Source organism: Aquiflexum sp. TKW24L (assembly GCF_023502205.1).
Taxonomy (GTDB): domain Bacteria; phylum Bacteroidota; class Bacteroidia; order Cytophagales; family Cyclobacteriaceae; genus Cognataquiflexum.
Genome location: NZ_JAMFLG010000005.1, coordinates 51,226 through 62,966 on the forward strand (window position 1 = coordinate 51,226; position 11,741 = coordinate 62,966).

Consider the following 11,741-nt stretch of genomic DNA (forward strand, 5'->3'; position numbering starts at 1 on the left):
GTTTTATCTAATTTCAACAACCTTCAAAACCCAATAAAACCATGCAAATCACCAGACTCTTTGATTTGATCAATTACCAAATCGCCACATACGACAAAGATGTTGCCCTTGCCCACAAATCAGGTAGCAATTGGAAAACATATTCAAGCAGAGATTTGAAAAAAATTGCTGATAACCTCAGCCTTGCATTTATAAAAACTGGGATTAAGAAAAATGATAAGGTAGCTATCATTTCGAACAACAGACCTGAATGGAATTTTATAGATCTGGCCTTACAGCAGATTGGTGCTATTTCTGTTCCGATGTATCCTACTATTTCAGCAGAAGATTACAATTACATTTTTCATCATGCCGAGGTTACAAAGATTTTTGTAGGTGATCAAGAAATATATCAAAAGGCAGTCGAAGGTTCGTCCGATATGGAAGCTCAGATAATTTCTTTTGATAAAATCAATGGATGTGATTATTGGGAAGATTTTATGGCTTTGGGTGAGTCAGGAAATCTTGCAGAATTGGAAGCCATTAAGGATACCATCAAATTTGAGGATCTTTTTACCATAATCTATACCTCAGGAACTACTGGAAGACCAAAGGGAGTCATGTTGACACATTCAAATATAATTTCAAACATCTATGCGATTGAAGATAGGATGATTGTAACCCGAGGAGAAGCAAAAGCATTGAGTTTTTTACCGCTTTGCCACATTTATGAAAGGACAGGTTCATTCTGCTTTATTTATATGGGAATCTCAATTTACTATGCCGAAAGCATGGAAACTATAGGGGAAAATCTTAAGGAAATTAAGCCTCATATATTCAACACAGTCCCAAGGTTATTGGAAAAGGTTTATGACAAAATAGTTTCTAAAGGATATGAATTGACAGGAGTAAAAAAATCGCTTTTTTTCTGGGCTCTGAATTTGGGATTGAAATATGAACCGAATAAAGATCAAGGTTCTTGGTATAATTTTCAGCTGAAGATGGCTAACAAAATTATCTTTAGCAAATGGAGAGAGGCTTTGGGAGGAAATGTCATGCAAATCAATTCTGGTGCCTCAGCTTTACAACCTAGACTGGCTAGGGTATTCTGGAGTGCAGGTATTCCTGTCAATGAAGGTTATGGGTTGACCGAAACTTCCCCTGTCGTATCTACTTCCATTTGCAACCATCAGGATATCCGGATTGGTATGGTGGGCAAAATAGTAAAAGATGTTTCTGTAAAAATTGCTGCCGATGGTGAGATCATGGTCAAAGGGCCCAATGTCATGCAAGGTTACTACAAGCAACCTGAACTGACAGCGGAAGTTCTAGAACCAGACGGTTGGTTTCATACAGGTGATATCGGTGAATTGCACGAGGGAAATTACCTTAAGATCACAGATCGAAAAAAGGAAATGTTCAAAACCTCAGGTGGCAAGTACATCGCTCCACAGCCAATGGAGAATAAATTTAAAGAATCTTCAATAATTGAGCAGGTTTTGGTAGTCGGCGAAAACAAAAACTATCCTGCAGCTCTGATAGTCCCCAGCATTACAGGCTTACAGGACTGGTGCAGGCATAAGGATATTCCGTACACTTCCGATGTAGAGATGCTTCAAAAGCCTGAAATACTTGATAAGTTTCAAAAAGAAATTGATAACCTCAACAAGTACTTTGGGAAGTGGGAACAGATCAAAAAATTCAAAGTATTGACCAAGCAATGGACTGTTGAATCAGGGGAATTAACCCCAACTATGAAATTGAAAAGGAAAGTTATCCATCAAAAATTCGCAAAAGAGATTGATTCATTATTTTCTTAACAATTAAATCAAATAAGAATCTTCTTTTGGAATAAACGCAATTTACCCGTCCAAACTTACATTTAAAACTATATTCTGTAAATATTCAGAATATAGTTTTTTTTATTTACCCAAACCCTAAACTTAATTTCTTATGCATGCATAACTTTTTTTCAATTTAGTATGCATGCATACAATATTTTTACTACATTGGTCGTACTAAAATACACCTATGAAGCGCGAAGAGACAGTTGACTATCATATCAAAAGTGCCTGGCATGCGATTTCCAGGATGTACAACCAAAAAGCAGCTCAGGAAGATTTCACGACCGCCATCGGTTTTGTCCTGATCAATATTCACTCCAAGGACGGTACTCCTGCCACCAAGATAGCTCCGTTGATGGGTCTGGAGGCAAGAAGCTTAACAAGGATGCTGAAAAGCATGGAAGAGAAAGAACTGATTTATAAAAAACCTGATCCCATTGACAAGAGGTCAGTGAGGATTTTTCTAACTCCGGAAGGGAAAAGAAAAAAGGAAATCTCTGTTCAAACGATCATGGAATTCAACGAGCAGGTAAGAGAAGTAGTGAGCAGCGAGGAATTGGATACATTTTTTACTGTGTTCCAAAAGATCAACCATGTCATAGATAATTTACAAACAGAAACTATAAACCCCAATGAGTACAACAGTCAGTTGTATGAAATTTAAAACCAACACATTTTATGAAAAGAACCATTAAAAAAGTAGCCATTTTAGGTTCGGGAGTGATGGGGTCAAGGATCGCCTGCCATTTTGCCAATATTGGTGTGCAGGTTTTATTACTTGATATTGTTCCCAATGAGCCCAATGAGGACGAAAAGAAAAAGGGTCTGACTGTCAATGACAAACCTGTCAGGAACCGGATTGTGAATACTGCGCTTGACAATACCATGAAAGCAAAGCCTGCATCTTTGTATGATGCTACCTCGATCGCGAGGATTACCACAGGAAATTTTGATGATGATTTGCCAAAAATCAAAGACTATGATTGGGTAATGGAAGTAGTCGTCGAAAGGTTGGACATCAAGCAATCACTTTTTGAGAAGGTAGAGAAATATAGGAAGCCTGGAACTTTGATCACTTCCAATACCTCAGGCATTCCGATGCACATGATGAGTGAAGGTAGGTCAGAAGATTTTCAAGCCAACTTTGCGGGAACCCACTTTTTTAATCCGCCAAGATACTTAAGGTTACTCGAAATTATTCCTGGCCCAAAGACAAATCCTGAAGTCATTGAATTTTTGATGGATTTTGGAGACAGGTTTTTAGGAAAAGAGACTGTTTTGTGTAAAGATACACCTGCCTTCATTGCCAATAGGATCGGTGTTTATGCGATCATATCAGGGATGCATGCCATTGAGAAAATGGGTTTGAGCGTATCTGAAGTAGACAAACTTACCGGACCGATTATCGGTCGGGCAAAGTCCGCTACTTTCAGGACCATGGATGTCGTTGGATTAGACACCACTGTCAACGTGTCCAATAACCTCTACAAAACATTGACCCACGATGAATCAAGAGACAAGTTTCTCCTTCCAAACATCGTCAAGGTACTTTATGACAACAAATGGCTGGGTGACAAAACTGGTCAAGGGTATTTCAAGATGATCCGTCATAAGGACGGGACCAAAGAACTGAAAGAACTCGACCTGAAGACTTTTGAATACAAAGACACAGAAAAACCAAAATTCAAGGCACTGGAGGCTTCCAAGGAAATCGATGACCTGAAGAAGAGAATCAAATTCTTGGTCAACTTCGACGACCGTGCAGGTGAATTTTACAGGGCATCTTTTTACGACCTCTTCAAATATTGTTCCCACCGGATCCCCGAAATCTCCGATGAATTATACAGAATTGACCAAGCTGTTTCTGCAGGTTTTGGTTGGGAATTGGGTCCTTTCGAAACATGGGATATCCTTGGTGTCAAAGATACAGTAGAGAAGATGGAATCTGCCAGTGAAAAAGCAGCCGCTTGGGTCCATGAAATGCTTGCTGCAGGACATACTTCATTCTATAAAGTTGAAGCGGGACAGCGTAAATACTACGACATTCCTTCTAAATCTTATCTACCAATTCCGGGAGTGGAAGATTTTATTATTCTAGATACCCTCAAAGCAGCCAACAAAAAACTTTGGGGCAATGCCGGAACTACCGTCTATGACTTGGGTGATGATGTCATCGGTTTGGAATTCCATACCAAGATGAACTCCATCGGTCAAGAAGTGATCGAGGGAATCAATACCGCGATCAACATGGCTGAAAAATCCTACAAAGGGCTTGTTATTGGTAATGAGGGAGGAAATTTCTCTGCCGGTGCCAATCTTGCCATGTTGTTCATGTTTGCCGGAGATCAGGAGTATGACGAAATCAACCTCATGATCGCCGGATTCCAAAACACCATGATGCGAGCGCGTTATTCTTCCGTTCCGGTAGTTGTAGCACCTCATAATATGGCTCTTGGAGGCGGTTGTGAACTTTCGCTTCATGCTGATGCGGTACAGGCACATGCAGAATTGTATATGGGTTTGGTAGAATTTGGTGTGGGATTGATTCCTGCCGGCGGCGGTACCAAAGAGATGACGTTGCGCTTTTCCAATGAATCCAAAGCCGGAGATGTGGAGCTCAACAGGCTACAGGAATATTTCATGAACATCGCTACTGCCAAAGTATCCACTTCGGCTGCTGAGGCAAAAGGATTGGGATACCTGCAAGTCAAAGATGCGATCACCATCAACCGCAAGCGTCAGCTCGCAGATGCCAAAGCCAAAGTTTTGGCGCTGTACGATGCCGGATACATCCAACCTGTGCAGCAGACTAACATCAAAGTTTTGGGAAAAACCTCTTTGGCGCTATTCGAAGCAGGCATCACAGGCATGGTCTATGGCGATTACATTTCCCAACACGATGCCAAAATCGCGAGGAAACTGGCTTGGGTGATGTCAGGAGGCGATCTGTCTTCGGCGACTGAAGTCAGCGAACAGTACTTACTCGATCTAGAGCGCGAAGCATTCTTGAGCTTGACAGGGGAGAAAAAAACCTTGGAAAGAATACATAGCATACTGTTTAAGGGGAAACCGCTGAGAAATTGAAAAATAGATGTGAGATATAAGACGTGAGATATGAGACTGTCTCACATCTCAATTCTCACATCCCAAATCTATAAATCCAAAAAGGAAAAAAAGTTTGGATTTCAACAAATAACCTAAAATTAAGAAGACAACATGGAAGCATATATAGTAAACGGATATAGATCGGCGGTAGGAAAAGCCAAAAAAGGTGGCTTCAGATTCTACCGACCGGATGACCTGGCAGCAGATGTCATCAAGCACCTGGTGGCCAATACACCAGGATTGGAAAATAAAATGGTCGATGACCTCATCGTAGGCAACGCCATCCCGGAAGCCGAGCAGGGCATGCAGATGGGAAGGATGATTTCCCTTTTGGCACTCGGAATCGACAACCCGGGCTTTATCATCAACAGATACTGCGGTTCGGGACTGGAAGCAATTGCGCTTGCAGTAGGCAAAATCAAAGCAGGAATGGCTGATTGCATCATTGCCGGAGGAACAGAGTCCATGTCCATGCTCCCGATGATGGGATACAAGACTGTCCTCAACTGGAAAATAGCCTCTCAAACTCCGGAATATTACCTCAGCATGGGTTTGACCGCAGAGGAACTGGCCAAGGACTATAATATCACCCGTGAGCAGGCTGATGAGTTTTCTGCAAATTCCCATACCAAAGCTTTGGCAGCAATTGCGGCCGGGAAGTTCAAAGAGCAGATCGTCCCGATAGAGGTAGAAGAAACGTATCTCGATGAAAAAGGGAAAAGGAAAACCAGAAAAACCATCGTCGATACAGATGAGGGACCAAGGGCTGGCACCACAGCAGAAGTCCTTGCGAACCTCAAGCCGGCCTTCAAAATGAATGGACAGGTTACAGCGGGGAATTCCTCCCAAACCTCTGACGGTGCCGCATTCGTTGTCGTCATGTCAGAGCGTATGGTTAAAGAACTCAACCTTGAGCCAATCGCAAGATTGATGTCTTATTCCGTTGCGGGAGTGGATCCTCGCATTATGGGCATCGGTCCAAAAGAAGCTGTGCCAAAAGCACTGAAGCAAGCTGGATTGTCTTTGGATAAAATTGACTTGATCGAATTGAATGAGGCCTTTGCTGCACAGGGTTTGGCAGTGATCAAATCACTAGACATGGATATGAGCAAAGTCAATGTCAATGGTGGTGCGGTCGCACTCGGCCACCCACTCGGTTGTACCGGAGCCAAACTTTCCATCCAACTCTTCCACGAACTCCGCAGACAAAACAAAAAGTATGGACTTGTCACTGCCTGCGTCGGCGGCGGTCAGGGTGTGGCGGGGGTTTTTGAACTTCTTAGGTAGACACAAGACGTGAGAAATGAGACGTGAGACTTTGAATACTTGTAAATATTGGATTCATTTTAAAAAGAGGAATCCAGGAATAGGAAATGGATAATAAAACCCTAAAAAACAACGATATGAATAATTACAAAGAATTGGCGATGTGGAAAAGGTCTATCAAATTGGCCACCTCGATTTATAAGTTAACAGGTTCTTTTCCGTCCGAGGAGAAATTTGGACTTGTTTCTCAAATGAGAAGATCTGCAGTTTCAATTCCTTCTAATATCGCTGAAGGAGCAGGAAGAAAATCCAACAAAGAATTCTCCCAATTTTTGAGCATTTCATATGGTTCATTATGTGAATTGGAAACCCAAGTAATCATTTCCAGTGAACTGGAATTTTTAATAAGCTCAGAAGTAGACCAAATTATCCTAGAAATCGACGAAATCCAAAAGATGACTTATGCTCTGATCAACAAATTCTCCTCTTAAAACTAATCTATCTCAAGTCTCATATCTCAAGTCTAAAATCTTATAAAACAATGGCTACAATAACAAAAACCTCAATCAACGGCGGCGAATTCCTTGTCAAGGAAACCGAAGCACAGGACATCTTCATCTTTGAAGAATTTACTGAAGAACAAAAAATGATGGCGCAGGCCTGTCAGGATTTTATCGATACCGAAATCCATCCACGGAGCGAAGAAATCGACAGCATGAAGCACCCGGAACTTGTTCCGTCCATTTTCAAGAAGGCCGGAGACCTCGGTCTCTTAGGAATCGCTGTCCCCGAGGAATTCGGTGGTATGGGAATGAGCTTCAACTCTTCCATGCTCATCGCTGACATCATCGGTGGAGCAGGATCTTTTTCTACTACTTATGGCGCACATACAGGTATAGGCACACTTCCGATTCTGTATTACGGCGACGAGAACCAAAAATCCAAATACCTTCCCAAGTTGGCTACCGGCGAATGGGCTGCTTGCTATTGTCTCACTGAGCCGGATGCAGGTTCAGATGCCAACAGTGGCAAGACCAAAGCCACTTTGACAGAAGATGGTAAACACTACCTCCTAACCGGACAAAAAATGTGGATCTCCAATGCTGGATTTGCTGACCTATTCATTGTATTTGCCAAAATCGAAAACGATAAAAACCTTACCGCATTTATTGTGGAAAAAGGATTTGGCGGCATTACCATGAATGAGGAAGAGAAAAAAATGGGTATCAAAGGTTCTTCCACCCGTCAGGTATTCTTCAATGACTGTAAAGTCCCTGTGGAAAACATGCTTTCCGAAAGACAAAACGGTTTCAAAATCGCGGTGAATATCCTCAATATCGGCAGGATCAAACTCGGCGCTGGCGTTTTGGGTGGCTGTAGATCGGTGGCTTCGATGTCGGTGAAATATGCCGGAGAGCGGAAGCAGTTCGGCGTAGCGATCAATACCTTTGGGGCAATAAAGCAAAAATTGGCAGAAATGGCCGTCAGGACTTATGCCTGCGAATCACTTTGCTATCGTGCCGGACAGGACATTGAAGACAGGATGGATTCACTCGCTGCCGAAGGCATGCCGGATGCCCAAGCCAAATTGAAAGCTTTGGAAGAATTTGCCATTGAAGCGGCAATCGCCAAAGTTCACGGTTCGGAAGTCCTCGACTATGTCGTCGATCAGGGCGTGCAGGTATATGGTGGCATGGGTTATTCTGCAGATGCACCAATGGAGCGTGCTTATAGGGATGCCCGTATTTCCAGAATTTATGAAGGCACCAACGAAATCAACCGCATGCTGATGGTGGGCATGTTGCTCAAAAGGGCGATGAAAGGAGAAATTAACTTGTTCGAACCTGCTATGGCTGTTTCGGCGGAATTGATTTCTGTGCCGAGCTTCGAGACACTGGATACTTCTGAGTTATTTGCCGCGGAAAAAGAAACCATCAAGAAACTGAAAAAAGTATTCCTCATGGTGGGCGGAAAAGCAGCGATGGCTTTGGCTGACAAGATTGAATCCGAGCAGGAAGTGATGATGAACCTTGCTGACTTGATGATTGAAATCTATGCAGCTGAGTCGGTCATCCTGAGAACAGAAAAACTCGTGAGCTTGAGAGGTGAAGAAGCATGTCAACCGCAGATTGCGATGGCGCAGGTGTATCTTTTTGAGGCTGTTGAAAAAATCCAAACAGCAGCCAAAGAAGCCATTGCGGCATTTACCAAAGGAGACGAGCAGAAAGTGATGTTGATGGGATTGAAGAGATACACCAAAGCCGACCTTGTCAATACCAAGGAGCTGAGAAGGCAGGTGGCGGATTATATGATTGAGAAAGGGAAGTATCCTTTTTCTTAAGAATTTTGAGGCCCACAAAAGGCACTAAGACACGGAGATAACATCTCACGCAAAGACGCAATGACGCAAAGAAAGCCTCCAGTAATGGGGGCTTTTTAGTTGTTTTTCTGCTTCTCTAGAACTAAGAGAACTATTTTTTATCACACGCTAAGCCTCTAAGACGCAAAAGAAAGGAAACCTACCAAAAAGGGTGCTTTTTTGCTATTTTTTAGGTTGGCTTCTTTCCCACCAACTTTTGACTTCCGGCTTCAAACTTCCCCACTTCTGACCCTTCACCTCTCAACTACCTGCCGATGGCCAAGATCGCCGAAAACATCAAAGGCTATGTGAGTGAGATTTTGAGAGGAAATCTTGAAAAATTAGAACAATTCGGTGCTAGTTATGTGAAATTAAAGGAAATACCTGAAAGCATTAGAAATATAAAAAACATTAAGGTGTTGATATTTGCAGCAAATGAAATTTCGAAGATTCCTGTTAGCATTGGAAACTTATCTAAAATTTCTATACTAAGTGTCAGTAGAAAAAAGATAAAAACTTATCAATTACATTAAAGCAATTGTTTATTAATGGAAATGATTATTCAGAGAATGAATTAAATTTTTTGATACAGAATTTGCCCAACATTGCAATCACAACCTAATCGCAAGGTGATGATTAAATTCTGAAATTCCCTTTGGAAGACTTGGGTGTTGGAAAATTAGTTTTTTGTATGGTAGGGTAAGTAAATATTTTTATATCAGCTACTCTTGCTGCAGCGAGATGCTTATCTTGTCAGAAATAAAATCACCATCAAACCTAAAACACCATGACCAAAAAACGAATATTTTTTACCGGAGGATCAGGAAAGGCAGGAAAACATGTGATCCCGTACTTACTCGATCAAGGACATCGGGTGATGAATGTGGACCTGACGCCTTTGAAATATCCAGGGGTGGATAACCTAACGGCTGATATCACTGACTCTGGACAGATATTTAATGCCATGAGTTCCTATGCTGCATTGGATGAGTTGGAACCGGGAAATGGCATCCCAAAGTTTGATGCCGTCGTACATTTTGCCGCCGTGCCTAGGATTTTGATCAAGCCTGATAATGAAACTTTCCGGGTCAATACCATCGGGACTTATAATGTCATCGAAGCAGCTGTCAAGCTTGGCATCAAGAAGGTCATCATAGCCTCGTCGGAGACAACATATGGGATTTGTTTTTCGGATGGCCCGACCGATCCCAAATCACTACCCTTAGAGGAAGACTACGACGTCGATCCGATGGACAGCTATGGCTTATCTAAGGTGGTTAATGAACATACGGCCCGCAGTTTTCAGCGCAGGTCGGGGTTTGACATTTATGCACTTCGCATCGGAAATGTGATCGAGCCCCAAGAGTACGCAGAACTGTTTCCTCACTATTTCAAAAACCCCGAAGTCCGACGAAGGAATGCCTTTTGCTACATTGATGCGCGCGACTTGGGACAGATTGTAGACCTGTGTCTGCAAAAAGATGATTTGGGTTTTCAGATTTTCAATGCTGGCAATGACCACAACGGCGCGATTATCCCAAGCAAGGAGTTGGCTGAAAAATTCTACCCCGGAGTTCCGATTACCCGTGAACTGGATGAACATGAAGCTTTGTTTTCAAACCGCAAAATTCGCGAAGTGCTCGGATTCAAGGAACAGCATAATTGGAGGAAATATGTGAAAGGGGAATAACCTAGGATAAAAAATTCCAGTTTATTCTATAGTTTTTATTTGCAATAGGCATCTCAACTCATTTCCCTTTACCCCCACTTCCTGAACTACCGAAATTGATTGAATTTTCGATTTCTTTGGAATAGGCTTCAATAAATGCATTTCTCAACAAACCAAAAACTGCCTGCCAAGGATCGTTTTCGATATTTTCCACATGACCTGAAAGTTCCACTCTGGAGGCTATTTGTTCTTCTTTTGGATTTTCTAACACTTTTCCAACTAAATTAACCACAGCATCATATACCTTTTCGGGGAGGTTTCTGTCCTCAGCTTCTTGATTAACTTCAAAATTTTCGATAACTGGCTTTAGGTAGCCATTGATCTCTCCATTGTTAACAATCAATTCGGTAAAGACACTGAGTATCCCACTTTTCAATTCAAGGTTTGCATAGGCTTCCATGAAACTGTTGAACTTCACCAGATCAATTTCCTCAAAGGCGAGGTTAAGGTCAAAATCCGGTATTTCCTTTAAAATGTTTACATGCATTTCCATGACCATGCTGCCTTCACCCATAGCTTTCGAATCAATTTTGATGTAACCTGGAAGGACTTTTTCTTCATCTTCCACATTACTTAAGTTCTCACCAATGAGGTTAAATCCATCAAAATACACATCAACCTTAGGATCAACCGTAGGATCGAGGTAAGAAATCTTGGCGTTGGTGATTTTCAGATTGTTGATTTGAACAGGATTGAATTCCTGCAATTGTTCGGCGAAACGTATCCTTGGTTCGTTTTTTTTCTCTTCTTCCTTTAACACGGTGAGATTTACTTCCAATGAATCCATCTCAATTTCCGCAACAAATCTACCCTTTAACAGAGCCCGCCAATCGATACTGAAATCCAAAATCGGCAGGATGATAAAGGGTGTTTCAGGATCTTCTGACGCTTCCTCATATATTACTAAATCCCCAATATTGAATGCTCCTTTGTAAAGGCTCATGGACAGGTCATTGATAGATCCATGATATCCTTCAATGTTGGCCAATGCCTTATTGATCTGCTGCTTTGCGATGTAGGGTAGCATTAGTCGAATGATAACCAACAACCCAAGTATCGTAATCAAAACGATATATCTTTTTTTCATTTTTATTTAAATTACTAAACTATAAAATTCAACAACTATGCCACTTGAACAGGATCGGTCTAATCTATTTCCTTGTCGGCAAGTAACATTTGTATCTTTATCTGCCTGATTGTCGGTTGTAACTATATTGTGCCGAAGTGTTGTAAAATTCTCCCACTGCTTATTTGGTGTGGTATTAAGTACTTCGAATTGGTTTTTTTATGAATATTTCTTGTGCAAACGAGAAAAAAAATAAAGAGAAATTGGATTAATTACTCTTGGGAAACCTGCTAAATGTTAGTTTTCATTTTTCCAATATTTGCTCATTTCGCTTTTATCTTCCTAAAATCATGAATCAATATTTACTTTATAAAATGTTAAGCTTGTCTATAT

Annotated in this window: 9 protein-coding genes; 8 read left to right on the top strand and 1 reads right to left on the bottom strand. The window is 41.5% G+C overall.

Annotated elements, in window-relative coordinates; genetic code table 11:
- The first annotated feature begins 41 nt into the window (after positions 1-41).
- From M3O96_RS04845 to M3O96_RS04880, 8 genes are all read left to right on the top strand, one after another.
- Complete coding sequence (locus tag M3O96_RS04845) at positions 42-1,799, top strand: AMP-dependent synthetase/ligase (protein WP_249719173.1); 1,758 nt, start codon at positions 42-44, stop codon at positions 1,797-1,799.
- A gap of 211 nt (positions 1,800-2,010) precedes the next feature.
- A complete protein-coding gene (locus tag M3O96_RS04850) occupies positions 2,011-2,487 on the top strand; it encodes a MarR family winged helix-turn-helix transcriptional regulator (protein ID WP_249719174.1) in 477 nt (158 codons plus the stop codon).
- 14 nt (positions 2,488-2,501) lie between these two features.
- Positions 2,502-4,907, top strand: a complete 2,406-nt coding sequence (locus M3O96_RS04855; RefSeq protein WP_249719175.1) for a 3-hydroxyacyl-CoA dehydrogenase/enoyl-CoA hydratase family protein — start codon at positions 2,502-2,504, stop codon at positions 4,905-4,907.
- A 132-nt stretch (positions 4,908-5,039) separates the two neighbouring features.
- Positions 5,040-6,215 carry a thiolase family protein gene (locus M3O96_RS04860; RefSeq protein ID WP_249719176.1) on the top strand — a complete coding sequence of 392 codons (1,176 nt, stop codon included), beginning with the start codon at positions 5,040-5,042 and terminating at the stop codon, positions 6,213-6,215.
- A 116-nt stretch (positions 6,216-6,331) separates the two neighbouring features.
- Positions 6,332-6,685, top strand: coding sequence for a four helix bundle protein (locus M3O96_RS04865; protein ID WP_249719177.1), 354 nt, complete (start codon positions 6,332-6,334; stop codon positions 6,683-6,685).
- Positions 6,686-6,735: 50 nt separating this feature from the next.
- Positions 6,736-8,535: an acyl-CoA dehydrogenase FadE gene (locus M3O96_RS04870; RefSeq protein ID WP_249719178.1), complete on the top strand. Its 1,800-nt coding sequence runs from the start codon at positions 6,736-6,738 to the stop codon at positions 8,533-8,535.
- Positions 8,536-8,828: 293 nt separating this feature from the next.
- On the top strand, positions 8,829-9,086 hold the full coding sequence (locus M3O96_RS04875) for a hypothetical protein (RefSeq protein ID WP_249719179.1): 258 nt from the start codon (positions 8,829-8,831) through the stop codon (positions 9,084-9,086).
- 254 nt (positions 9,087-9,340) lie between these two features.
- Positions 9,341-10,243, top strand: a complete 903-nt coding sequence (locus tag M3O96_RS04880) for an NAD-dependent epimerase/dehydratase family protein (protein WP_249719180.1) — start codon at positions 9,341-9,343, stop codon at positions 10,241-10,243.
- A 58-nt stretch (positions 10,244-10,301) separates the two neighbouring features.
- On the opposite strand, the gene M3O96_RS04885 is transcribed toward M3O96_RS04880, so the two are convergent.
- Positions 10,302-11,369, bottom strand: coding sequence for a DUF748 domain-containing protein (locus M3O96_RS04885; RefSeq protein WP_249719181.1), 1,068 nt, complete (start codon positions 11,367-11,369; stop codon positions 10,302-10,304).
- Between the last annotated feature and the right edge of the window lie 372 nt (positions 11,370-11,741).

Bases quoted from the DNA above. Each gene is read 5' to 3' on its own strand.
- M3O96_RS04845 (WP_249719173.1), top strand. From the start codon at position 42: ATGCAAATCACCAGACTCTTTGATTTGATCAATTACCAAATCGCCACA.
- M3O96_RS04850 (WP_249719174.1), top strand. From the start codon at position 2,011: ATGAAGCGCGAAGAGACAGTTGACTATCATATCAAAAGTGCCTGGCAT.
- M3O96_RS04855 (WP_249719175.1), top strand. From the start codon at position 2,502: ATGAAAAGAACCATTAAAAAAGTAGCCATTTTAGGTTCGGGAGTGATG.
- M3O96_RS04860 (WP_249719176.1), top strand. From the start codon at position 5,040: ATGGAAGCATATATAGTAAACGGATATAGATCGGCGGTAGGAAAAGCC.
- M3O96_RS04865 (WP_249719177.1), top strand. From the start codon at position 6,332: ATGAATAATTACAAAGAATTGGCGATGTGGAAAAGGTCTATCAAATTG.
- M3O96_RS04870 (WP_249719178.1), top strand. From the start codon at position 6,736: ATGGCTACAATAACAAAAACCTCAATCAACGGCGGCGAATTCCTTGTC.
- M3O96_RS04875 (WP_249719179.1), top strand. From the start codon at position 8,829: ATGGCCAAGATCGCCGAAAACATCAAAGGCTATGTGAGTGAGATTTTG.
- M3O96_RS04880 (WP_249719180.1), top strand. From the start codon at position 9,341: ATGACCAAAAAACGAATATTTTTTACCGGAGGATCAGGAAAGGCAGGA.
- M3O96_RS04885 (WP_249719181.1), bottom strand. From the start codon at position 11,369: ATGAAAAAAAGATATATCGTTTTGATTACGATACTTGGGTTGTTGGTT.